We start from the raw sequence: 24,914 nt of genomic DNA, 5'->3' as shown, positions 1-24,914 counted from the left end.
TTAAACGGTAACACTATTTAACGAACCGATCTCCTAATATTTTGTGCTGAATTTAACTGATCTGGTAAGTGCCTGAACCTCAGATATAGCTTACTTCTTTGATTAAAATTTCTTCGTTTATGTAAGTAAATAAAGTTATTTCTTAAATGTTAACGCAGCTTCCATTCACGCTCGTTAATGATTTCAATTTGTCCAGATTCAAGGGCTTTTTTGAAACGATTGCGGGCTGTTTTCATCAATAGAACCATTTCGTCTTCAGGACGAATCTTGGTGGATGTCGAAGTGACGATAGCTTTCATACGTTTACGGTTATTTTTAGGTGAAACCATATCAAGCAAATTCTTTTCGATCATACATATCCCACCCCATTTTTTAGGTTTATTAAAACAGTATTACGTGACCTTCCCATATTATACAATGAAAATCATGAATTGTTCCAAGACTCTCACTTACGACATTCAACTTTATGCAATTCGTATCCGATATAATATAATAGAAGTAAAATATTGGATTATGGGAGATGGATATTGAAATGAATAGAATCAAACTGGCGCTTCGAGGCACACTTGCTCTAATGATTGCATTGACCGTACTGGTCCCTTCGTTGGCTTTGGCGGCTACCGGTGACGTGACATCGATTGAAATTACCAATAGCAGCCCGCAGAAGATGAGCGTTTCCGAGACAGCTAAGCTTCAGGTGATGGCAACCGTAGAAGGTTTTGATAACAAACAGGATGTTACCGAAGGTGTCACATGGTCCACCAGCAATGCAACAGTTGCGACGATGGTGAAAGGTAAAGTCAAGGCCGTGGCCGCGGGCGAAGCAACCATTTTTGCACAGGTAGACGGGGCTAAAGCTCAGTTGGTTGTCCAAGTTCAGGAGAAGATCAAAAGCATCAAAGCTTCACCGAAATCCTACAGTTTTGTTAAAGGCAGTGAAAGCACCCTTCCGAAAGTAAGCATTACCCGTGCGAATGGTAAGGAAGAGGATGTGACGTCTGAGATTGTATGGTCCGTATCCACTTCTTCGGCTGTCCTGGAAAACGGTAAAATCAAAGGCATTACACCCGGTAGAGTATTGCTGCAAGGCAAATACGGAACAACGATTGTGAAAGTCCCCGTTGCAGTAACGGACGAGATTACCAAAGTCGAGGTTACCCCTGCAACTATGCAGCTGAACATCAAGAAGTCCAAAGCGTTGAAGGTGATCGGCACCTACGCAAACGGCAAAACGATCAACCTTTCGAAACAAGTGATATGGACCTCTTCCAATACAAATGTAGCTATCGTGAAAAATGGAGCAGTCAAGACGCTGACTGAGGGACAAGCCACCTTGACAGGAACTTATCAAAATCAGACAATAAAGGCAGAGGTTACCGTTGTACCTTTGCTCAAAAAGCTGATTACAGGCCAGAAAAAACTGGTTTTGTCCCCACAGGGAAGTACAACGCTGAGTGTGATGGCACAGTATGATACGGGCAAGACCACTGTTGTGACCAACAGTGCGGTGTGGAGCAGCACAAAGCCGGGCGTAGCGACAGTAACAAATGGCAAGATCGTGGCTGTAGGCAAAGGTAAAACGTCTATCACGGCAAAGTGGGGCAACAAAAAAGTGACGATCCCTGTGACGGTAAAATAAATCTTCATATAATGAAGCATCCTGCATGAATCAAAAGTTAGTTTCAGTACATGACATCTTTAAAATCATCAATGTAACAGACAACTAGGGGCGTAGACATACGCTCCTTTTTGGATATATAGAAATATGTATCTGGAAGCCTTCTGGTAGAACAACAATATAACGGGATGGGATGGGATGGGATGAAAATGAAAGCTTCGATTATAAGCTCAGAGTCTAACTCTAGTGATCTGGCTTACCTGAAATATCTTCTTGTATCCCTAAGTTCCACACTTACATTTCAACGGAGCACTACGATTGAGCGCATGAAGCAAAGCACCTATGAAAAATACAAAGAAGGTTACCATTTAAAATGTCTTGGTGAAGAGGAGATACCTGAATGACAGATCCATTGCAACCGGAAAATTGGCCTGCCTGGGCGACAGAGTCGGTAGAGATTGCTCCGGCCAACCCCAATTGGGATGCGCAGGCTCAGGATGAAATCCGGCAACTCAAACGTCTTCTAGAGCAGTTTAATATTCATCAATTCGAACATATCGGAAGCACGTCCATTCCAGGGTTACCCGCCAAGCCCATTATTGATCTGATGGCAGAGGTACAGTCATGGGATGACATGGATCTGATTGCGGATCAGCTGAATCCGTTGGGCTGGAACTACGTTCCGCCTGAACTGGATGGACGGGAGTACAGACGATTCTGGGTCAGGGTTAAGGATGGCAAGAGAGCTGTACACCTTCATCTGATGCGCCCGGGAGAAGAACGCTGGGATCGTCAAATTCGGTTTCGGGATGTGCTGAGAAAACGCCCAGATCTGGTGGAAGCTTACGCTTTCCTGAAGACAAAGCTTGCTGATGAGAACAAGGAAGATAGGGAATCGTATACCGCTGCCAAAACGCAATTTATTTTACAAGTGCTTGATGAAGGCGTGTGATTGATTGAAAAGCGTACTTATCAAAGACAGGCTGATCTATTTCTTCGCAGTCATGATGACCATGGCGGCAGGACTCGCATCCAGACACTTTGGTGATCGATTGCCGGATTGGGTGCATGAACATTTCGGAGATGCATGTTGGGCGGGCATGATTTATTTCGGAGTACGCATGGTGTGGCCTCATCGCAGCTTGGTATGGGCGATGTGTTTGAGCTGTGTATTCAGCTGGATGATTGAGTTCTCGCAGTTGATTCATACGCCTTGGCTGATTGAGATACGCTCTACCGTATTAGGTGCTCTTATTTTGGGACATGGTTTTCTGGTGATCGATCTGATTCGATATACGGTCGGTATTCTGTGCATGGTTATGATAGATCGTTATTTCCTGAGAAATAAGATGGCTGGATCATGAACTCAAGTGAATCATGGAGGTGTGCTGCATGAATGTAGAAAAACTTTTTGCCGAATTGCCCGAATTCGAAACACAGCGGTTAAAACTGAGGCGGCTTACGATGGATGATCTTGATGAATATTATGCGTTTGCCTCTGATCCGCGAGTGAGTCAGCAAAGCTTGTGGAACTGCCATGAGACGGTGGAGGATTCAATTCAATATATTCAGCGGGTGCTGGATAATTATGAACGGAAAACGGTACATATCTGGGCTTTTGTTTTAAAGGAAACAGGGACCTTGATCGGGAGGGGTGGCATTTTTCATCTCAACGAACCCATGCAGAGTGCTGAACTAGGGTACGCGATAGCCAGCAGTCACTGGGGTAAGGGGCTCGCAGCAGAAGCGATGCAACCCATCGTGGATTATTGCTTTCAGGAATTGGACTGCAATCGGTTGGATGGGAAATGTAATGCAGGCAACATAGGCTCTGCACGTGTAATGGAGAAGCTGGGCATGTCGTACGAAGGTTTGTTACGCAAACAGTTGAAGATCAAAGGAGTATTTACGGATCAAAAATTGTACTCCCGTATCCGGGATGATCTATAATACTTCCAATGACACATAGGGTACATCGCAGAAATTGAAGGAGGCGGAACCATGATCTATAGTATTATTTCCCGTTCGTTGTGGGAGCAAGTGTCAAAAGGGACTGAGTATGCACCAGATAGCCTGGAGACAGACGGATTCATTCATTGTTCCACCAAGGAACAGATCCCATGGGTAGCCGGGGAATATTATGCAGGGCGCACAGATCTGTTATTACTTAGTATTGATGAGAAGGCGTTGAAGCCGGAACTGGTGTATGAGGATCTCTACGAATTGAATGAACTCTATCCACATATCTATGGAGAGCTCAATCTGGATGCGGTTCGCAAAGTCATTCCATTTGAACCGAATGCAGACGGGACATTCTCATTTCCTGAATAAATAACATGTGACGCTTCTGTTTGAACATGATCAGGGGACAACATACTTTTCCGAAGGGTGGTTAACGGATGGATATGAATCAGGTTTTTCTGGAGACAGCCGAGAAACAATTCTTGTATTACAAGCAACTCGGGGAAAAAGCCATGGCACAACTGGATTCCGAGCAATTGTTTCAATCCTGGAATGAAGACGCGAACAGCATTGCGGTAATCGTAAAACATCTATGGGGCAATATGCTGTCCCGTTGGACGGATGTACTGACAACAGATGGTGAGAAACCGTGGCGTGAACGGGACGCCGAGTTCGTGAATGATATTTCTTCCCGGGAAGAGTTGCTCGCCAAATGGGAGGAAGGCTGGAATTGTCTACTCGAATCCATTCGTTCATTTACCCCGGAACAATTGTCTCATATCATATATATTCGGAATGAAGGTCATACCGTGATGGAGGCTATTATTCGGCAATTGGCACATTATCCGTATCATGTCGGGCAGATTGTATTTGCCGCGAAAATGCTTAAAGAAACAGCTTGGGACAGTCTCTCGATTCCGAGAAACGGATCTTCTCAATATAATGGCGGCAAATTTGCCAAGCCGAAGGCACGCAAACATTTTACAGAAGATGAACTTCATATAGAAAAAGGTGAGGAACAACAATGACTCAAATTGCATTGATTCGCCATGGAAGCACAGCTTGGAATAAGGAAAAACGTTCGCAGGGACAGACGGATAATCCGCTGGATCAGGATGGCAGGGAACAGGCGGTATTACTTGCCGCGAGACTGGCCGAAGAATCCTGGGATGCCATCTATGCAAGTGACTTGGAACGTGCAAGTGAGACGGCTCGCATCATCGGTGATCGCTTGGGCATTCAGGAGATTCATCTGGACCCTAGACTTCGCGAGATGGGCGGAGGACAGGTCGAAGGAACGACGGAAGAGGAACGGTTAGCCAAGTGGGGAGCGGATTGGAGCACGCTGGATCTGGGACGTGAGCTTGCAGATGCAGGGACTGTTCGCGGCAGTGCGGTGCTTGAAGATATTGTACAGCAGCACCCCGATGGAAGAGTGATCGTTGTCAGTCACGGGGCCGTCCTGCGGAATACACTGCGAGGTCTGGTGCCTGAACTGGATATCAGCGTGAAGCTGTCCAACACATCCATTACCCGGATTGCCAAGAAAGATGATACGTGGCAATGCGAACTGTACAATTGCAGCGTGCATTTGGATTCGTCCAGGGAGTCTTAATAGATGGATGCTTTGACGTTAAAACGCTAGCAAACTTTGTGGACAAAAGGGGAGATGGCACATGACCAAACAGACGTATGCATGGACGGAGGAGATTTTATCTCCGCTGGGTGAGGCAGCGGTTATCATCCAGTGCGGAGATCATTTGTCTGACGCTGTGCAGCGCAGAGTGATGTCTGTATGTGCTTTGCTGGAAAAAAGCACTCTGCCAGCCATGATCGAATGGGTACCTTCATATACGTCCGTCACGCTATTTTATGATCCGTTCATCTCCCCGTACCCCGAGTTATGCCGGATTCTGCTTCAGCAGTTGAATCAAATGAAGGAATCCATACAAGACAAACCCAGAACGGTCACGATTCCCGTATGTTACGGTGGCGAGTGGGGCCCTGATCTGGACTACGTTGCCAATGAACATGGACTGACCCCAGAAGACGTTATTGCGATTCATACATCCGGGGATTATCTCGTACATATGATTGGATTTGCACCAGGCTTTCCGTATCTCGGCGGGTTGTCTGAACAGATTGCTACGTCCAGACGGGCAACGCCGAGGCTTCGGGTTGAGGCTGGTACAGTAGGTATTGGTGGCAAACAGACGGGAATCTATCCGGTGGATACACCGGGTGGATGGCAATGTATTGGTCGAACGCCACTCCGGTTGTTTCGGCCGGAAGAGAATGTACCGAGTTTGCTGGCAGCAGGTGATCGGGTTCGATTCAAACAGATTACGATGCAGGACTATCTGGCGTTGAAGCGGAAGGAGGGCGAACGATGAGTATTGAAGTGATTCGCCCTGGTCTGTTATCTACCGTTCAGGATGAAGGCAGAACCGGCTATCGCCGGTATGGTATTCATCCTGGCGGGGTCATGGACACCTTTGCAGCCAGAGCAGCCAATATGCTTGTGGGCAACTCCCGACATGCGGCAGTACTGGAGATGACGATGACGGGGCCAGAGCTTCGATTTCAGGAGAGCCAGCTAGTCTCATTATGTGGAGCCGATCTGACAGCAACGGTGGATCATCTGCCTGTACCTTTGTGGCGTCCTGTGCTGGTGCGGGCTGGAAGTGTACTGAAGTTTGGTCAATGTCGTCATGGCTTGCGTGGATATCTGGCGATTGCGGGTGGAATAGCTGTGCCTGAAGTGATGGGCAGTCGAAGTACAGATCTCAAGACAGGTCTTGGCGGTATGGAGGGCCGAGCCTTGCGCGTGGGGGATCTGTTATCCAATGGTGCACCTTCTGCCGAAGCGCGAGGTTGGATGCAGCGTATGGAGCAGCAGGTAAAGGAGAGTGAGCGGGACCACCAAATATTGGCGCCTGCGTGGCTTTTATCTGAACGTGAAAGACCTGACTATTATGGGCAACCTGTTATTCGTGTGATGGAGAGCAAGGATAGTTCGCTGTTCAGCCAAGAGAGTCTTGCACAATTCTATGCGGAAAAATACGTGATTTCTCCACAATCCGATCGGATGGGCTATCGCTTGCAAGGCTCCATACTGGAGCTGGATCAGCCCCTGGATCGGCTGTCTGAAGCCGTTACCTATGGCACGGTGCAGGTGCCACCGGATGGTCAGCCCATCATCTTGATGGCAGACCATCAGACGATTGGAGGTTATCCTGTCATTGCACAGGTAGCCCGGGTGGATATGCCAATCCTGGCTCAGGCTAGGCCAGGAACCCAAATTTCTTTTAAAAAGATTACGCATGATCAAGCCGGACAGTTGTATATGGAACAGGAAATCAATATGCAACTCATAGATAAGCTGATACGCAGAAGAATGGCTGGAATGGGGGGCGCTTAATGAATACCTCGAAAACCTTGGATATCAATTGTGATCTGGGCGAAAGTTATGGTATATATCGCACGCTATCGGACGAGGCCATTCTACCCTTGATTACATCAGCCAATATTGCCTGTGGATTTCATGCAGGAGACCCGGCTACAATGCGGCTGACGGTGGAGAGGGCATTGGAGCATCAGGTTGCGATAGGAGCCCACCCCGGGTTGCCGGATTTGCAAGGGTTTGGCAGAAGACGTATGGACATTACGCCACGGGAAGCATATGACATGGTGGTGTATCAGATCGGTGCGCTGGATGCATTTGTCCGGGCAAGTGGAGGGCGAATGCATCACGTAAAACCGCATGGAGCTTTATACAATATGGCCGCAGAAGATATGAAGCTTGCTGAAGCCATTGTGGAGGCAATCTTTCAAGTACAGCCTGAACTGTATCTGTATGGTCTGGCGGGCAGTGAGTTGATTCACGCCGCGGATCGCATCGGTATGCGCAGTGTGAGCGAGGTGTTTGCAGATCGAACCTATGGGGCGGATGGTAAGCTAACCCCTCGCAGCCAAGCTGGGGCCCTCATTGAAGAATCGGGACAAGCGATTGCTCAAGTGCTTCGGATGGTGAAAGACGAAGTCGTTGTATCCACGGATGGTACGTTGGTTCCCATTAAGGCAGAGACGGTCTGTATCCATGGTGACGGAGCATATGCTCTCGCATTTGCTCAAGAGATTCGTCGTGTGTTGGAATCGGAAGGCATTAAGTTATCCGCGCATACCACTGGATGATATTAATGTTCAGCAGAACAATAGTAGTACCAGGTTGTTTGGATTGAACTTTGAAATTTTGGAATGACAAGGAGTGAATGAACAGAATGAAACCCATACGCAACTCGGCAAAGGCTGTCATTGTGCAGGATGGACGATTGCTGGTCATCCGGCTGGAAGACCAATATGGTACCGCTTATGTGTTCCCAGGTGGAGGACAGGAGAAAGGTGAAGAACTCAAGGATGCGGTCGCACGCGAATGTCTGGAGGAGATTGGTCAGGCCGTGAACGTGGGAGAGCTGTTACATATCCGGGAGTATATCGGTAAAAATCATGAATTCGCCGAGTGGGATGCAGACATCCACCAGGTTGAATTTTATTTTGCGTGCAGCCTGATAGATCCGGCTGCAACTATTTTTGAAGGCTCCAATCCAGACGACCACCAAGTCGCCGTGGAATGGATTGCACTTGAAGAGCTGTCCAACATTCGTTTATATCCAAAAACAATTGGCGAATTGCTTCTTAAATCAGGCTCTTCTTCAATCTATCTTGGAGATCTGAATTAAATCAGCCAAGAAGAAATATCGTGCTAACCCCTTTATGTAAACATTTTTATAAAGAACTTTTCCAATTTTGTCACGTTAGCGTATCGGTTCATGGATTCACCATAGGTGAGGTGGGTACACTATAAGTACAGGCTTATTACACCTAACGTAAGTTGACTGTACTTATACACAGCAACGGAGCGGATAAAACCTAAAGAAGCGAAACCTGCTAAGTTAAGTACAGGTTTCTGTTTGAACTTTAGCTTACCCACTCCTCAAATTGGAAGAACGGTAGAAGTAGTGGAGGGGACGGAATCGCTTCTGAGGAAGCGAAGTGTCTGCTGGTATTCTGGATTTTCACTTGTATATCCATTGAATTAAACATTTACACGATAACGGAGAGGACAGAAGAAACCTGAAAAAGCGAAGCGTTCGCCTTTATCACCGGATTTTTCCCCTAAGAAAAAGGAATCAAAAAAATCTGGGGATAACAGCGATTGGAAGGTTATTCTGTCATCGTAGTGTCAGTGTAAATCGTCTTTAATCCAACGTATACGATGAAGAGATCAGGATCATCGCGGGATAACAGCGATCCAAAGAACGATCCGTACCCGCAACGACCTTCTACATAGTCCTTCCAATATTCCCCCAAACCGAAAGGAGCACTTCCCATGAACCAGACTGAATTGGAACAAAACATTGTAAAAGCATTGGAAAACAACCCTTTTTGCAGCTTCTCCACTGTGGAGAATGGTAAACCGAAATCCCGCTATATGGCGCTTTTCAACGATGGACTGAACATTCATCTGGCAACGAACCGCCGTACACACAAAGTAGAGGAACTGGAGAATAATCCGAATGTTAGCCTGCTACTTGGTTATGAGGCTGGTGGTTCCAAGGAAGTAGTTGAGATTGAAGGAACCTGTGAAGTGACAAAGAACGAAGGCTTGCGTGAGCAAGTGTGGAACGACGAACTGAAGGCGTGGTTCGATGGACCTAATGATCCGAACTATGTCATTCTGGACATCACCCCGACTCGTATTGAATACACAGGGAAAGATCATGAACATCATGTGTGGGAACAATAATCCAAATATGAAAATAACCTCTGCAAAGTAGCGTCCTTATGCGAAAATACGCGCAGAGTTTAATCCAACCGTGAAAGCCATTAAGGTTTCACGGTTTTTGGTGTGGATGAATAACGCTGAATTGGATATACATGTAAGACACATGTAATATACGTATTTTAAAGATAATAAGCACTATATACCTACTAAAATGTTGAAAAAATTGTCGAAATCACGCATGATAATGTAAACTTGCCTAGGTATGTGCGGGTAATGTAAAAAATAATGCTTTTCAATGACTGAACATTGCGTTATGATTTGGAATGTAAACGACAAGCACAGACATAAATAGATGTTCATGTGAGATAAACTTACCTGAAATTCCGATGCATGTCATCAGAGTGTCAGTACGCACAACCCATGAAATCTATCTTTTTTCTGCGCTCTTCGTTTGCCCATTAATGCATGATTCAATGTACATAACCGGGAGGGGTTATTTTGAAAATGAGAAAAAAAGTATTATCAAGCCTGACTGCCGCTTTGGTTGCATTAAACGTGCTTGCGGTATTTCCGGTACCTGTGTCGGCTGCGGATGCTGCCAAAGTTAAACTGCGGATCATGGAGACCACAGACATTCATACCAATCTGGTTAACTATGATTATTATTCCGACAAAGAGACAGACCAATATGGACTCGCCAAAACAGCAACACTGATTAAGAAAGCCCGTGACGAAGCGAAGAACAGCCTGCTGTTTGATAACGGGGATCTAATTCAGGGGAATCCGCTGGGAGACTACACTGCCAAAATTGATCCATTGAAAAAGGGTGAGACTCACCCTGTATATAAAGCGATGAATCTGCTCGATTATGATGCAGGTAACATCGGTAACCATGAGTTCAACTATGGTCTGGACTTCCTGGACATGACGCTGGAGGGAGCGAACTTCCCTTACATTAATGCCAATGTCTATGTAGACGATGGTGATGATGATGAGACAAATGACAAGAACTATTTCACACCGTATGAGATTTTGGATAAAAAGGTAACGGACGAAACTGGTAAGGAACATACGATTAAAGTGGGTGTGATCGGATTTGTACCGCCTCAAATCATGCAGTGGGACAGCGCTAACCTTGAAGGCAAAGTAATCGCCAAGGATATTATTGCTACCGCGAAAAAATTCATTCCAAAAATGAAGGCTGAAGGTGCCGACATTATTGTAGCCATCCCTCACTCCGGATTTGAGGAGATCCCTCAAACGGATCTGATGGAGAACTCCGTACTGTATCTGAGCCAGGTAGAAGGCATTAATGCCATTCTGTTTGGACATGCTCACAAAGTATTCCCAAGTGCTGATTTTGCCGGCAAAAAAGGGGTAGACCTTGAGAAAGGTACAATTAACGGCGTTCCTGCTGTAGAGCCAGGGTTCTGGGGTGATCATCTTGGTATTATCGACCTGGATCTGGAGCTGGTTGATGGCAAATGGAAAGTGGTAGATTCCAAAACGGAAGCACGCCCAATCTATGACACAGCGGGCAAAAAGCCACTGGTAGATGCGGATCAGGACATCATTGATGCGGTTCATGAAGAGCATGAAGGTACATTGGAGTATGTTCGTGGTCCGGTGGGCGAAACGACTGCACCTATCAACAGCTTCTTCGCTCTGGTTCAGGATGATCCATCCATTCAGATCGTAACGAATGCACAGAAATGGTATGTCGAAAAACATATGCAAGGTACGGAATATGAAAAAATCCCTGTGTTGTCCGCAGGTGCACCATTCAAAGCCGGTGGACGTTCAGGCGCTTCGTATTACACGAATATTCCTAAAGGCACCATTGCGATCAAAAACGTTGCTGACCTGTACGTATATCCAAATACGGTACATGCTGTAATGGTTAACGGCGCAGAACTGAAAGAATGGCTGGAATGGTCTGCAGGCCAGTTCAACCAGATCGACCCGGCTAAAGGTGGACAACAACAACTGATCAATATGGACTTCCCAACGTATAACTTTGATGTTATCGATGGTGTGACGTATCAGATCGATGTGACACAACCAGCCAAGTATGACGGCAAAGCAACCGTTGTAAATGCATCCGCAAGCCGGATCAAGGACCTGAGCTTTAACGGCAAACCGGTTGACCCAGCACAAAAATTCATCGTAGCGACAAATAACTACCGTGCTTCTTCATCCAAACTGGCTAACCCGGACGGCAAACGGATCGTTCTGGCTGCACCGGATGAGAACCGTCAAGTGATCATCGACTACATCCGTGAGAATAAAACGATTAATCCGGCAGCGGACGGGAACTGGTCCCTGGCACCAATCAAACCATCTGCTGGGTTAACCGCAGCAGCACTTAACGACCTTGAAGTGGTATTCGCATCTTCCCCGGATGCCAAAAATCTGGTAGAAGCGAACCCGGCGATGTCTTTCATTGGTACAAATGATGATGGTTTTGCTGAATACGGCATGAAATTGACTGGAGAAGCAACAACAACTCCGAAACCAGGTACGGAGCCTGCTCCTACGCCTACAAAGCCAACTAAACCTACGGAGCCGACTACTCCAACCAAACCAACGACCAAGCCACAGCCTGAGAAACCAGCGGGCGGCAAAGTGGTATATGTGGTGAAAAAAGGGGATAACTTGTACCGTATCGGCTTAAAATATGGTGTGGACTGGCGCAAGATTGTCACATTTAACGTAATCCCAGATGTACACAACCTGAAAGTTGGACAGAAAATCGTAATTCCCGCTTCTTAAAGTTTTATAAGTTGAGGGAGACCGACAGTCATCAGACTGTCGGTCTTTTTTCTGCAAATTTGAATATATTTGTTCCAAGAACCGTCATACAGGAAGTCATCAAAACAGTAGAGATTAATTTTAAGACCCATGATATAATATTTACAAACTTTGGGTATATACAAGTGAACATTAATGGACATGGAATCTAAATTGGCAAGGGGGGTCCTACATGAATTGCAGTGGCTGCAGTCCAATCTATCCTATAGAGGGCCAAGGTACCTTGTACTTGCGTCCCATTTCCCCCGCTTTGCTGGAAGCGCTACAAACGCCGGGAAGACTTATCGAGACGTCGGATGACATGATGTGGATGCATTTTTCGAATCTGGAGACGGTTCAGAGCTTAATAGAAAAGATCAGCGAAATTGATCCGACATTACGTGATTCCCTAACTGTTCAGATTATGCCTATATACGAACAGGCTAATGAAGAAAGCTGGATTAGTCTAACCATGCAGGAGTCCCGTTTCAAGCATGCGGAGCTTGTTTCCATTATTCTGGAGCATCAATTCAGCAGTCATATGCAACCCATCGTTGATGCATCGGAGCAGATTATCGGATATGAGTTTTTGCTTCGTCCTGCTGAGAATGGAAAATCCTTCAGTTCCTATGAATTATTTGAAGTTGCGCGTGAGACTGGACTACATTCTTTTCTCGATCGATTGGCGCGTATTACTGCTATTGAGACCAGTGCCCTTTTTCTGCCGCATGGTGTCAAACGCTTCGTAAATTTCCTGCCTTCCTCCATATATAATCCCGAATATTGTCTGACACATACGTTTGAAGCGATTGAACGCCTTTCGCTGGACCCTAAAGATTTTGTGTTTGAAGTCGTGGAAACAGAGCAGATTCAGCATATGCCCATCTTACAGCAAATATTTGAGGTATATCGTTCTCGTGGAATGTCGGTTGCACTGGATGATGTGGGTGCCGGATATTCGACAATAGAGTTGATGAATCGGTTAGAACCGGATTTTGTCAAAATAGATCGAAGTCTTATTGACCGTTGTGATCAGGATTCGACCAAACAACAGCAAATTCTTCATATTGTTGAGATGTCGAGTCGATTCGGAGGGCAAGTCCTTGCCGAGGGGATCGAACGGATGGAAGAGTTTGAATTCTGTCGTTCCATAGGTATTGAGCTTGCACAGGGTTACTATTTTGGTAAACCCTCGGCACAACCGCCAGGCGGTCCGTACTGCAATACTTCATCTAATTCATGTAATAATTAGTAACCTGTACCTTGTACAAGTCGCTTCTGATCAGAGGTGGCTTGTTTGGCGTGCCTGCACATTTTTCTCTCAAATAAATACCCTCATTTAGCCGATATATAAGATAAGCCTTTTAGATTGATCCATACATACAAAGAAAGAGGGCATTTTTACATTTTGAGGGGGAGAAAGACATGAGTGAAACTCAGGATAATAAACCAATGAAAGCAGCGAAACCTGCCAAACCAAAACATAATCAAAATAAAAAGAAGAACAAGAAAGGTTTCGTCTGGAATATAAGGAACAAACTATTGGTCTCCTTCCTGGCCGTTCTACTCCTGCCGAGCTTGGCAGTCGGCTTGATCACACTGAAGATGGCTGAAGATGGCGTACAAGGACAATTAGTAGATAGTGCGATGCAAAGTGTGAGCACTGCCAATACCATTGTAGAAAGCCAAGTGAATAACAAGATTCATGACATTAACTATTTCGCGGATGTCCTTGATCCGAGCTTGATCAAAGGGGAGAACGATAGTCCCGAGCTTCAGGTGAAGCTGGAGCAATACCTGGGTTTGCATCCCGATGCCATGAATATTTTTGTAGGAACAACAGACGGAGTCATGGTTCGAGGTAAACCAACAGCGAGCAGCACACGGGGAGATGCATACGATCCTAGGGAGCGGGAGTGGTACAAACTAGCGATGGAAAAGCCAGGTACAGCTGTTGTATCCGCTGTGTCTGTTAATACGGATGGTGTTGCAGTTGTGTTTATCTCCAAAACATTAAAGGACCAATCCGGTGTTGTCGGTTTGTCTCTCGACCTGACAGACCTGCAAGAACAGGCATCCATTAAGGTGGGCAAAGAAGGCTACGTCATTATTATGGATGCAAACAAAAACTATGTTGTATCCCCTGTAGCAGATGCAGGTACGCCGGAAACGAGTGGCTTGCTGGATGAGATGTATGAAGGTACAGAAGGTCAATTCGATTACGTGTACAACGATCAGCCGAAGATGATGATTTTCTCAACAAATGAAGCAACAGGCTGGAAAATTGCCGGCACGATGTTTAAGAGTGAAATAACCAATGCGAGTAAGGATATTCGTATGGCCACATTTATTGTTATTCTGGCGGCTACGTTCCTTACGCTCCTCTTTATTATCTGGTTTACACGCTCCATGCTGCGCCCAATCAAGCGTCTGCAGGAATCAGCCAGAGCTGTAAGTAAAGGTGATCTGACCGTGAAAATGGAAACAGGGCGTAAAGATGAAGTCGGAGAACTTGCGAAGTATTTTGAACGAATGGTCGATAACCTGCGGATGATGATTCTGGGCGTACAGGAAACGACAGAGCAGGTATCTGCTTCTTCTCAAGAGTTGTCTGCGAGTGCAGAACAAACCACCAAAGCGATTGAACATTCAACACAGGCCATTCAGGAACTGGCTGAAGGTGCAGAGCAGCAGGTAAACAGCGTGAAAGACGGATCTGGACAGATGAGCCGAATGGCAGAAGATGTTCGAATGATGTCGGAGCGTGTGCAATCGATTACGGCGAATATGCGGAATACGTCCGGAGCAGCTTCTTCTGGTAATGAGGCAGCAGGACAGGCTGTGGAGCAGATGAACAGTATCCAGGAAACAGTGGAGCAGCTGGGGACGGTGGTTCAATCTCTGAATGCCCGTTCGGTTGAGATTGGTAGCATGGTTGATGTCATTGCATCCATCTCCAAACAAACGAACTTGCTCGCATTAAATGCTTCTATTGAAGCGGCAAGAGCGGGGGATGCGGGTCGTGGGTTTGCAGTTGTAGCCGGTGAGGTACGCAAACTGGCAGAAGAATCCGGAAGTTCGGCAGCGCAGATCGGTGAGGTGGTTCATAATATCCGTCAGGACATGGATGCCGCTCTAATCGCCATGAATGCAGCACAGACTCGGGTGGGAGAAGGAATTCAGGCTGTAAATACGTCAGGACAATCCTTTGCTCAGATTCGGGAGGCGGTGGAAGATTCTGTTCATACATTGGATGACTTGTCCGCAACAACGAAACAACTGGAGAGTGGTGCATCCCACGTTGCCAAGGCGATGAGTGATATTTCGAATGTGACCCAGGAATCGGCTGCAAATACAGAATCTGTATCTGCATCTTCGCAAGAACAACTGGCATCGGTAGAAGAGATCGCATCATCGTCGGCACATCTGAACAGCATGGCGGAACAATTACAAGGACTGCTTGGCATGTTCAAGATGGTGGAGGATACACCGAAGGATAAGGGCAAAGTATAAAATCTAACATTGTAAACACTATAATTTACCACATCTTTTATAATAGAAGAAAATAAAGATAGACAATGTTCCTGTTGCCCTGTATAAATATATCGTCTGGTCATTCCGCGCATATAAATAATATATTGATACAGGGTACAGCAGGAGGCTCTATGGTATACGTAGCAATACTGATTTTTGTAGTGACAATCACCTTGGTGATCTGGCAACCTCGTGGGTTGGGTATCGGTTGGACTGCCTCTGGCGGGGCATTGCTTGCCCTGTTATGTGGAGTTGTTAGCTTAAATGATGCCTCGGATGTAGCATCCATTGTATGGAATGCAACGCTGGCCTTTGTCGGCATTATTATGATTTCTCTCATTCTCGACGAGACGGGTTTCTTCGAATGGGCTGCGCTTCATATGGCAAGGCTGGCTGGAGGAGACGGTCGCAGATTGTTCTTCTACTCCATTCTGCTGGGAGCCGCGGTGTCTGCTCTGTTCGCGAATGATGGTGCCGCGCTCATTCTGACGCCAATTGTGCTGGCAATGGTGCGTGCATTGAAGTTTGATGAGCGAATGGTGCTGGCTTTTGTGATGGCGAGTGGGTTTATCGCCGATACCACATCGTTACCGCTGGTCGTCAGCAATCTGGTTAACATTGTATCGGCCGATTTCTTTGGTATTACCTTTGTGGAGTATGCGGTACGCATGGTTGTACCCAATTTGTTCTCCATCGTAGCGAGTACGGGGATGTTGTTTTTGTTCTATCGCAAAAGCATACCCCTTCGCTACGACATCTCCGCTGCACGTGACCCGAAGGAAGCGATACGTGATCCACGGATGTTCCGAATCGCCTGGTTCATGCTTGGGCTGTTGTTGGTTGCCTATGCATCCAGTGAGTTTCTGCCGATTCCCGTGTCGGTTATCGTTGGCTCCGTTGCGTTGCTGTTCGCTTTATTGGCACGCAAGAGCGAGGCTGTTGATCTGAAACGGGTAATCAAGGAAGCGCCATGGTCGATTGTGGTGTTCTCGGTGGGCATGTATATCGTCGTATATGGACTGCGTAATGCAGGGTTAACGGATCATCTGAGCCGCTGGCTGGATGCCATAGCAGAGCATGGTCTGCTGGCTGCTTCGCTTGGGATGGGCATCATCGCTGCTGTATTATCATCGGTGATGAACAACCTGCCGACCGTGTTGATTAACCTGCTAGCCATCCGGGGCGCACATACCGAAGGTATCATTCAGGAAGCATTGATCTATGCCAATGTCATTGGTTCCGACCTGGGTCCCAAAATGACCCCGATTGGATCACTTGCCACATTGCTGTGGCTGCATGTATTGTCCCGCAAAGGTGTGAAGATCACATGGGGGTATTATTTCAAAGCAGGCATCATCCTGACGATCCCGACATTGTTAATTACCCTGGCCGGGTTGGCATTGTGGTTATGGATTCTGGGATAAATTTAGATTTTACAATTAGGAACATCTAGATCATTCAATGTATTGTAAAAAGGCTGCTCTCACAGCTGGTGCTATGCACTGGCAGCGAGGCAGTTTTTTTGTCCCTCTTTTGTTTGTTTCTTCTATAGAAGAAATGAACTCTCTCTTTCGGTTAAGCACCTAAGCATTTACACAAGGCCAGCCCATTGTAGAGCTGGCCTTCTTTGCCTACTTCCCAGGCAGTAGCTTGAAATGCCTGAGATCCAACGAGCGCTGACACAGCGAAGGGAACGGAACGATTGTGGAAAAGCGAAGCGTTCGCCTTTATCCCCGGATGTATTCCATAGAAAAAGTAAATCATATAAATCCGGGGATAACAGCGATTGTAACAACGTCCGTTCCCGAAGCGGCCACTTCAGCGCAATTTGTCTCGGATGATTTTCAATATACAGCCGATATTTTTAACATTGCGTTTACAAAACACTGATTTTAAGATGACATACCGAAACTACAATGAGTAAAGAGTTGATGGTGAACAAACAAATTCACAAAACGCCATCACTACATTGGGGGAGGAAAACAAAACATGTTTAAAAAGTTGCCGTTTATTTTGATGACCTTAACGTTCGTACTGGTACTCGCAGCATGCGGATCGAAAAATGACGCTGGTACAGAGGGTGCCGCAAGCAATGGATCAGGAGAAGCTGCTACTGAGCTTAGTGGTAACATTCTGGCAGTCGGATCGACAGCATTGCTACCTCTGGTAGAACAAGCTGGACAGAAATTTATGGCAGTTGATGAATATAAGAACGTAACGGTTCAAGTTCAAGGTGGCGGTAGTGGTACTGGTTTGACACAAGTATCTGACGGACAAGCTACAATCGGTAACTCTGATGTATTTGCAGAAGAGAAACTGGAGGACGAAGCCAAAGTAAAAGAATTGGTTGACCATCAAGTAGCAGTAGTAGCTATGGCACCAGTTAGTAACAAAGATGCAGGTGTAGAAGATTTGACGAAGCAACAATTGATCGACATTTTCTCCGGTAAAGTAACGAACTGGAAAGACGTTGGCGGCGCGGATAAAGCAATTGTTATTGTAAACCGTCCGAGCAGTTCCGGTACTCGTGCAACTTTTGAGAAGTATGCATTGGGTGCAAAAATGGGTGATATCCAAGGTTCGATTCAAGAAGATTCTTCTGGTAACGTAAAAAAATTGGTATCTGAAACGCCAGGTGCTATTGGTTACCTTGCCTTGTCTTACTTGGATGACAGCTTGCAAGTGTTGAAATACGAAGGTGTAGAAGCAACAGTTGAGAACGTAGAAGCAGGAACTTATCCAGTGTGGGCTTACGAGCACATGTACACAAAAGGTAAGCCAGATGCAGCAACACAAGCATTCCTGGACTACATCTTGAGTGACGAAATTCAACAAAATGACGTGACAGAACTTGGATACATTCCAATGTCAGGTATGAAAGTAAAACGCGATGCAGCAGGTAATGTGGTTGAGTAATCTTTGAACTTGCGCATACAGCGAAAGAGGCGGACTTAGGTCCCGCCTCTTTACGCGGTTTGCTCTAAAATAATCCCATATTTTGCATTAATTCTACTATAGAAGGATGGTTGTTATGGAACAGACCGAAGGGGGAACGGTAATGAATAACAAGTTGAAACCGCGCCGGCCCTTAAAAGAGAAACATTATTGGGAAGAGTGGACGGGACGGATCTATACGTCGATTTGTGTCGTTTTCCTGATCGTTGTCATGTTTTCCATTGTTTATTTTGTAGCGTCCAAGGGACTATCCACATTTTTCCAAAATGGAATAAGCATCAGTGAATTCCTTGGTGGAAAAACGTGGAATCCGACCGGAGAACCCGCGTTCTACGGGGCATTACCGTTCATCACAGGTTCTTTCATTACAACCTTGCTTGCAGCATTGATCGCAAGTCCGCTTGGCCTGTGTGCAGCGCTCTTCATGACAGAGATTGTTCCGGGTAAAGGCAAAAAGATCTTGCAGCCTGCGATTGAGCTCTTGTCCGGAATTCCATCCGTTGTATACGGATTTATCGGTCTGAGTGTCATCGTACCTTTGCTGCGCAGTATCTTTGGTGGAACAGGCGTCGGGATTGCAGCCGGATGTCTTGTTCTCGCGGTAATGATTCTTCCTACGGTAACAAGTATTATGGCAGATGCATTGTCCGCGTTGCCAAAAGGATTGCGTGAATCCTCCTACGCACTGGGTGCCACTCGCTGGCAAACCATCTACCGTGTCATTATCCCAACGACTTTGCCAGCTTTGTTGACAGGTGTCGTTTTGGGTATGGCCCGTGCATTTGGTGAGGCTCTTGCTGTGCAGATGGTTATCGGTAATGCTCCGCATGTTCCAACATCCTTGCTCGAATCGGCTTCAACATTAACAAGTGTAATTACACTCAGCATGGGTAACACCACGATGGGTTCTGTTCATAACAATGCACTGTGGAGTATGGCGCTTGTCCTGTTGGTGATGACCTTTGTCTTCGTCATTCTGGTTCGCCTGCTTGAAAGGAGAAACCGGGTATGAAAATGAAGGCAAAGACGGTAGATAAAATTGCAACATCCGTTATTGTTGTACTGGCCCTGTTCATTGTTATTCTATTGCTCGGTCTGCTTGGCTTCATCATGTATAGAGGCATTGGGCATATTAGCTGGAACTTCCTGACAAGCGCACCACAGTTGCTTAAGGGTGGCGGCGGGATTGGTCCACAGCTCTTCAACTCCGTATTCTTGCTTGTCCTGACCTTGATTGTTACCATTCCACTCGGATGGGGTGGCGGGATTTACATGGCGGAATACGCCAAGCCAGGCAAGATTACCAGCTTCATTCGTCTGGTCGTTGAAGTATTGTCATCATTCCCGTCCATCGTTATCGGTTTGTTTGGTCTCTTGCTGTTAGTAAATCAATTTGGTCTTGGTTTCTCCCTGATCTCGGGTGCCTTGGCTCTGGCGATCTTTAACTTGCCACTGATGGTACGGACAACGGAGCAGGCCTTCCGGGCCGTTCCGAAGGAACAGAAGGAAGCAGGTCTGGCGCTTGGACTGTCCAAGTGGAAGATTATCACTTCGATTCTGTTGCCTGTGGCATTGCCAAGCTTGATTACGGGTACGATCCTGGCATCGGGCCGGATCTTCGGTGAAGCAGCCGCGCTGATGTTCACCGCAGGTATGAGTAGTCCACCATTGGACTTTACAGATTGGAATCCGACGAGTCCAAGATCACCGCTTAATCCTTTCCGTCCGGCAGAGACACTAGCTGTCCATATCTGGAAAGTGAATAGTGAAGGTATTGGGCCAGATTCCAAAGAAGTGGCAGCAGGGGCATCCGCCGTGCTTGTCATTCTCGTGCTGGCGTTCAATCTAAGTGCACGCTGGATCGGTCGGGTTGTATTCCGCCGTATGACAGCTTCGAAATAAGGAGGAACCAACATGGCCATACCTTTTGGTACGGAACAGTTAAGCATATATTATGGACATTTTCAGGCGGTCAAGCAGATTAGCCTGACGTTTCCTGAAGCAAGCGTAACGGCTCTTATTGGGCCGTCTGGTTGCGGTAAATCCACGTTCCTCCGGTCACTCAACCGGATGAATGACGAGATTGCCGGTTCCCGTACAGAGGGACATATCTGGATGGACGGGAACGATCTGAATGAGCCTGGAACCGATGTAATCAAGCTTCGCCAGAAGATTGGCATGGTGTGGCAGAAGCCAAATCCTTTTCATAAGTCCATCTACAACAATATCGCGTTTGGCCCCCGCTACCGCGGTACGAAGAGTAAGAAGGCACTGGATGAAATTGTGGAAAAAAGCTTGCGCCGTGCTGCGCTCTGGGACGAAGTGAAAGACAGACTGCATGAGTCAGCTCTGTCTCTCTCTGGCGGACAACAGCAGCGCCTGTGTATCGCTCGCGCTTTGTCTGTTGAACCACAGATTCTGTTGCTCGATGAGCCAGCATCTGCACTTGACCCGGTATCTACGGGTAAAGTTGAAGAGTTGATTACCGAGCTCAAGAAGGAGCTACGGATCGTTATTGTTACCCATAACATGCAGCAGGCGGCACGAATCTCGGATTACACAGCTTATTTCTATCTGGGAAGCATGATTGAGCACGGGGATACGGAGCATATTTTCACGAACCCGGACAATCGTCTGACGCAAGAATACATTATGGGTCGTTTCGGTTAATTGGATCATGGAGTGTAACATAGAGTAATAGACAGAGAGATTAAGAAATAATAGAGACAAAAGAAAGCACAATGCCTGGACGGTTGTTCGGGGGTTGTGCTTTTTTAATTTATTTTGGAAGAATTTGCTGTATGTAAAGCAATCATGCTACGATATTTAGTAATAAGAGAACGTTTACATTACTTTGAAGGAGATGTTGATAATTACTACGGATCAGATGTCTTACGACCATATGGCAGCTCAGATTATACAGAACTACACTATTGAAAAACCTGTCGTTTCATATATTCGTCATAATGAGAATCTGACATATCATGTCGTTGATGAAGCAAGCGGGCAGAAGTATCTGCTACGTATCCATCAAGCCGCATATGCAAGTATGACAGGCATTCAGCATACGCTTCCTGCGCTGGAGGCAGAGATGAACCTGCTTCATGAGTTAAACGCAACGACAGCATTGCGCGTTCAGCATCCGGTACGAAATGCATCGGGTGAATGGGTAACGGTATGGACAAGTGAAGCGGGTAAAGAAATCTGCTGTACAGTACTGGAGTGGATTGAGGGAAGGGACATCCAGCAGGGAGAACGCCTGACAACAGAGCAGATCTATGATCTTGGGGCACAACTGCAGATGCTTCATCAATATGGGCGTAAGCAGAATCAGACAGATCGAACAAAGGTGCGGCCGGCATATGGCAATGCCCACGAGAACTTGGTCATGCTAGGGCAGTTAGAGGAAGGCGTCCGACTGGGGATTTTTACAACGGAAGACTTCGATCTGCTTCGTGAGACGTTTGAGAACATTAATGAACAGTTAGAAACATACCCGCAGCACGCAGGGACATGGGGGATCATTCATGGGGATATTACTCGCAACAATCTGCTGATAACGGATCAGGGGATGTCCATGATTGATTTTTGTCTACACGGTTATGGTTATTATCTTTTTGATGCCGGAGGGGCAGCACTTATGTTCAATCGGGAGGAACGTGACATATTCTTATCTGGATACACAAAACAGATCGCACCACTGACGGATCGTGATATCCGATTAATGGAAGGATTCATGTTGATCTTTACACTGGGTTATTATGCCTTTCAGATGGCGAATGAGTCGAGACACGAATGGATGAAAGATCGCATGCCGAAGCTGTGCAGCAAGTATTGTAAACCCTATGTACAGAACGAGAGCATCTTCTATGAGTTATGAGGTGTTTCCTTTTCTAGGAGCTATAACTTAGGATTAAGATTGTGAATATTACCTGGGCGTCCTGAACAATCGGGGTGCTCTTTTTGCATGCATTAGATAACGATCGTAATGGACATTTATGAAGAAAGTATAAACTCTGAGGAGAGTCAACTTTTCTTAGCTACAATATAGTCATGGGAGGATGAAGCAGCGATGAGAGACAGCGAGAATATATTGCTGGTGGAGGATGATCCGGAGATTGCCCGTATTTTGAGAGATCATCTACGTCATGAGGGTTATGGGGTAACTTGGGCATCAAGCGGTTTGGAGAGCTGGGAAGACTTTAGGGAGGGAACCTATCAATTAGTCTTGTTGGATCTGATGCTGCCGGAAATGGATGGGTTCACGGTATGCAAAAACATTAGACTGATCAGCGATGTTCCGCTGCTCATGATGAGTGCTCGAATCGAGGAAGAGAGCAAAGTCAGGGGGCTTGGGCTGGGAGCTGACGATTATATTACGAAGCCCTTCAGTCTAACGGAACTTACAGCTCGCATTAAATCTCATCTGAATAGGTACCGCAGATATCAGGGCGTAGAGCAGGATTCGACAGATCGGCAGTATAACGATGGGTTATCGATTGATTATTTGAATCAGCGCGCACAGGTTCATGGAGAACATGTGGCACTAACCAACAAGGAATGGGCTTTGCTCATACTGCTTGCTTCTCATCCAGGCCGGGTGTTTACCAAGGCGGAGCTGTATGAACATGTCTGGAGTCAGCCAGAGGCGGGGAACTCGAGTACAGTCACAGTTCATGTGAAGAGCCTTCGGGCCAAGCTTGGTGACGAGCCCCATCATCCACGCTGGATTCAGACGGTATGGGGCAGTGGTTACCGGTTTGTGGGGGAGCCTGAGGAATGAAGTTGAAGTACTGGTTAATGCTTGCCTTCCTCATTGTAATGCTGCTGCCTGTCGTCGCTGGGTGGGCGCTGTACTCCCTGTATAACTATTACAATGATCAGCGTGCCGTAACGGAATATGTAGAGTTGTCCGGACAATTGGCTCCTATTGAACTGGCTTTATCTGACCCGGGACTGTACCAGCTGCACTCGCCTGATGCTTTCGCTGCACTCGCCGAATTGGAGAATGGTCGGGTGAACTTTGATCTGTATTTACCAACAGGGATTCGGGTGTACACATCAGGGGGGAGTACATGGTCTGCTGGAGCTTACACCGTTGGGGGGGCGGAGCTGTATCGTAATTTGTACAACTTACAGATTCGTCATCGTACATTCTCGTTGAAGAAACCTGTATGGGAAAAAGGCGAATTGGTGGGTATTTACGAAATCGTCATGCTGCGTGGAGATTGGCTGGAAGGCATATCCTTGCGGACTACCTGGGTCATGAGTCTCGCTGCTACTTTCTTTATCCTGTTATACGGAACAGTGCTGTGGCTGCTATCCCGAAAGCTCTTTCGGCCGATGAAATATCTCATAGAACGAATGGATGCTTTTGCACGGGGAGAGGCTGCTACGGATGTGGTACCTGTTCGTCATGATGAAATGGGCATCTTGCTCCAACAGTTTGATGCAATGCAAGACAAGATCAGACATACTCAGGCCGATGTGGAGAGGGAGCAAAAAGAAAAAGAGCTCATGATCGCCTCGTTATCCCATGATCTGAAAACACCGTTGATGTCCATTAGTGCCTATACGGAAGTACTTAACGGTGATCGTCAACTGAAACGACTTGAAAGGCAGGAATATCAGGATGTGCTGCTCGGAAATGTGGAGCGGATGAAACAGATGATTAGTGAACTTGAGATGTATACGGCGCTGGGTTCCAGTGAATCGGAGATGGCCATGGTTAAGGTGGAAGGTGAAGAGTTTTTTGATATGCTGCTTGGGAGCTATGAGGGACTTGCAGAGCGTGGTCAGATTGACGTGAAGATGGATGTCCGCACAGATCAACTGTACCGAGTTCATCCCGAACAACTGATGCGCCTGACAGATAATCTGATAAATAATGCACTACGCCACACAAGGACGAACGGTGTAATGGGACTAGGGGTTATTGCTTCAGATTGGGAGCTTCCTGAATGGATTATTCCTTCGCTTGGAGCTGAATTGGATAACTACAGGGCGGGAGCAACATTGATTATAGTACAAAATGAAGGTCCTGCTATTCCTGAGGAACAGCTCATTCGTATCTTCGAACCCTATGTTCAACACCAGAATCAGGAGGAGAAGACGTATGCAGGTGGTTCGGGATTGGGATTGAGTATAGCCAAACGGGTTGCAATAAAGCACGGAGGGGATATGCGCATGTGGTCATACGAAGGATATGGAACGCTGGCAGCATGCCGATTGCCTGAACATGGAGAATGTAAACGCAGAGAGGGTGGATAA

The 24,914-nt window shown here is 46.6% G+C and carries 24 protein-coding genes; 23 read left to right on the top strand and 1 reads right to left on the bottom strand.

What is annotated here, in order from left to right:
• Positions 1–149: 149 nt before the first annotated feature.
• Positions 150–353 carry a hypothetical protein gene (locus AC6CIF_RS20085; protein ID WP_076253873.1) on the bottom strand — a complete coding sequence of 68 codons (204 nt, stop codon included), beginning with the start codon at positions 351–353 and terminating at the stop codon, positions 150–152.
• 179 nt (positions 354–532) lie between these two features.
• Here AC6CIF_RS20085 and AC6CIF_RS20080 point away from each other — a divergent pair, with 179 nt between their 5' ends.
• From AC6CIF_RS20080 to AC6CIF_RS19970, 23 genes are all read left to right on the top strand, one after another.
• On the top strand, positions 533–1,639 hold the full coding sequence (locus AC6CIF_RS20080; RefSeq protein ID WP_498201302.1) for an Ig-like domain-containing protein: 1,107 nt from the start codon (positions 533–535) through the stop codon (positions 1,637–1,639).
• 379 nt (positions 1,640–2,018) lie between these two features.
• The gene (locus AC6CIF_RS20075; RefSeq protein WP_498201301.1) at positions 2,019–2,570 is read left to right on the top strand and encodes a GrpB family protein; all 552 of its coding nucleotides are present in this window, start codon (positions 2,019–2,021) and stop codon (positions 2,568–2,570) included.
• Positions 2,571–2,574: 4 nt separating this feature from the next.
• A complete protein-coding gene (locus tag AC6CIF_RS20070; RefSeq protein WP_498201300.1) occupies positions 2,575–2,982 on the top strand; it encodes a ribosomal maturation YjgA family protein in 408 nt (135 codons plus the stop codon).
• A gap of 28 nt (positions 2,983–3,010) precedes the next feature.
• A complete protein-coding gene (locus AC6CIF_RS20065; protein WP_076253868.1) occupies positions 3,011–3,568 on the top strand; it encodes a GNAT family N-acetyltransferase in 558 nt (185 codons plus the stop codon).
• A gap of 51 nt (positions 3,569–3,619) precedes the next feature.
• Entirely contained in the window at positions 3,620–3,949 is a 330-nt protein-coding gene (locus AC6CIF_RS20060) for a DUF952 domain-containing protein (RefSeq protein WP_498201299.1), read from the top strand.
• A gap of 68 nt (positions 3,950–4,017) precedes the next feature.
• Positions 4,018–4,608, top strand: coding sequence for a DUF1572 family protein (locus AC6CIF_RS20055; RefSeq protein ID WP_498201298.1), 591 nt, complete (start codon positions 4,018–4,020; stop codon positions 4,606–4,608).
• Positions 4,605–5,195: a histidine phosphatase family protein gene (locus AC6CIF_RS20050; protein ID WP_498201297.1), complete on the top strand. Its 591-nt coding sequence runs from the start codon at positions 4,605–4,607 to the stop codon at positions 5,193–5,195. Before AC6CIF_RS20055 ends, AC6CIF_RS20050 begins: the two co-directional genes overlap by 4 nt.
• Before the next feature lie 61 nt (positions 5,196–5,256).
• Positions 5,257–5,973: a 5-oxoprolinase subunit PxpB gene (pxpB, locus tag AC6CIF_RS20045; RefSeq protein WP_498201296.1), complete on the top strand. Its 717-nt coding sequence runs from the start codon at positions 5,257–5,259 to the stop codon at positions 5,971–5,973.
• Positions 5,970–7,001, top strand: coding sequence for a 5-oxoprolinase subunit C family protein (locus AC6CIF_RS20040; RefSeq protein ID WP_498201295.1), 1,032 nt, complete (start codon positions 5,970–5,972; stop codon positions 6,999–7,001). Before pxpB ends, AC6CIF_RS20040 begins: the two co-directional genes overlap by 4 nt.
• Positions 7,001–7,774, top strand: a complete 774-nt coding sequence (locus AC6CIF_RS20035) for a LamB/YcsF family protein (RefSeq protein WP_076215987.1) — start codon at positions 7,001–7,003, stop codon at positions 7,772–7,774. Before AC6CIF_RS20040 ends, AC6CIF_RS20035 begins: the two co-directional genes overlap by 1 nt.
• An 86-nt stretch (positions 7,775–7,860) precedes the next feature.
• Positions 7,861–8,319: an NUDIX domain-containing protein gene (locus AC6CIF_RS20030; protein ID WP_076215984.1), complete on the top strand. Its 459-nt coding sequence runs from the start codon at positions 7,861–7,863 to the stop codon at positions 8,317–8,319.
• A 650-nt stretch (positions 8,320–8,969) separates the two neighbouring features.
• Positions 8,970–9,386, top strand: a complete 417-nt coding sequence (locus AC6CIF_RS20025; protein ID WP_074093246.1) for a pyridoxamine 5'-phosphate oxidase family protein — start codon at positions 8,970–8,972, stop codon at positions 9,384–9,386.
• Between the two features lie 477 nt (positions 9,387–9,863).
• The gene (locus AC6CIF_RS20020; RefSeq protein WP_498201294.1) at positions 9,864–12,137 is read left to right on the top strand and encodes a bifunctional 2',3'-cyclic-nucleotide 2'-phosphodiesterase/3'-nucleotidase; all 2,274 of its coding nucleotides are present in this window, start codon (positions 9,864–9,866) and stop codon (positions 12,135–12,137) included.
• A 211-nt stretch (positions 12,138–12,348) separates the two neighbouring features.
• Positions 12,349–13,407 carry an EAL domain-containing protein gene (locus tag AC6CIF_RS20015; protein WP_498201293.1) on the top strand — a complete coding sequence of 353 codons (1,059 nt, stop codon included), beginning with the start codon at positions 12,349–12,351 and terminating at the stop codon, positions 13,405–13,407.
• Between the two features lie 173 nt (positions 13,408–13,580).
• Positions 13,581–15,668 carry a methyl-accepting chemotaxis protein gene (locus AC6CIF_RS20010; RefSeq protein WP_498201292.1) on the top strand — a complete coding sequence of 696 codons (2,088 nt, stop codon included), beginning with the start codon at positions 13,581–13,583 and terminating at the stop codon, positions 15,666–15,668.
• Positions 15,669–15,820: 152 nt separating this feature from the next.
• The gene (locus tag AC6CIF_RS20005) at positions 15,821–17,113 is read left to right on the top strand and encodes an arsenic transporter (protein WP_498201291.1); all 1,293 of its coding nucleotides are present in this window, start codon (positions 15,821–15,823) and stop codon (positions 17,111–17,113) included.
• Positions 17,114–17,678: 565 nt separating this feature from the next.
• Positions 17,679–18,605 carry a phosphate ABC transporter substrate-binding protein PstS family protein gene (locus AC6CIF_RS20000; RefSeq protein ID WP_036673206.1) on the top strand — a complete coding sequence of 309 codons (927 nt, stop codon included), beginning with the start codon at positions 17,679–17,681 and terminating at the stop codon, positions 18,603–18,605.
• Positions 18,606–18,720: 115 nt separating this feature from the next.
• Positions 18,721–19,656: a phosphate ABC transporter permease subunit PstC gene (gene pstC, locus AC6CIF_RS19995; protein WP_017690972.1), complete on the top strand. Its 936-nt coding sequence runs from the start codon at positions 18,721–18,723 to the stop codon at positions 19,654–19,656.
• A 2-nt stretch (positions 19,657–19,658) separates the two neighbouring features.
• A complete protein-coding gene (gene pstA / locus AC6CIF_RS19990; RefSeq protein ID WP_026081329.1) occupies positions 19,659–20,546 on the top strand; it encodes a phosphate ABC transporter permease PstA in 888 nt (295 codons plus the stop codon).
• 12 nt (positions 20,547–20,558) lie between these two features.
• Positions 20,559–21,314 carry a phosphate ABC transporter ATP-binding protein PstB gene (gene pstB / locus AC6CIF_RS19985; protein WP_036616781.1) on the top strand — a complete coding sequence of 252 codons (756 nt, stop codon included), beginning with the start codon at positions 20,559–20,561 and terminating at the stop codon, positions 21,312–21,314.
• Positions 21,315–21,510: 196 nt separating this feature from the next.
• Positions 21,511–22,524, top strand: coding sequence for a phosphotransferase enzyme family protein (locus AC6CIF_RS19980; RefSeq protein ID WP_498201290.1), 1,014 nt, complete (start codon positions 21,511–21,513; stop codon positions 22,522–22,524).
• Between the two features lie 192 nt (positions 22,525–22,716).
• Positions 22,717–23,427, top strand: a complete 711-nt coding sequence (locus tag AC6CIF_RS19975) for a response regulator transcription factor (RefSeq protein ID WP_498201289.1) — start codon at positions 22,717–22,719, stop codon at positions 23,425–23,427.
• Positions 23,424–24,914, top strand: coding sequence for a sensor histidine kinase (locus AC6CIF_RS19970; protein WP_076215974.1), 1,491 nt, complete (start codon positions 23,424–23,426; stop codon positions 24,912–24,914). The genes AC6CIF_RS19975 and AC6CIF_RS19970 overlap by 4 nt, the downstream gene beginning before the upstream one ends.

The organism is Paenibacillus sp. GQ49 (assembly GCF_059759055.1).
The sequence above is the reverse complement of the archived record's forward strand: the minus strand, read 5'-3'. Positions and strand labels throughout refer to the sequence as shown.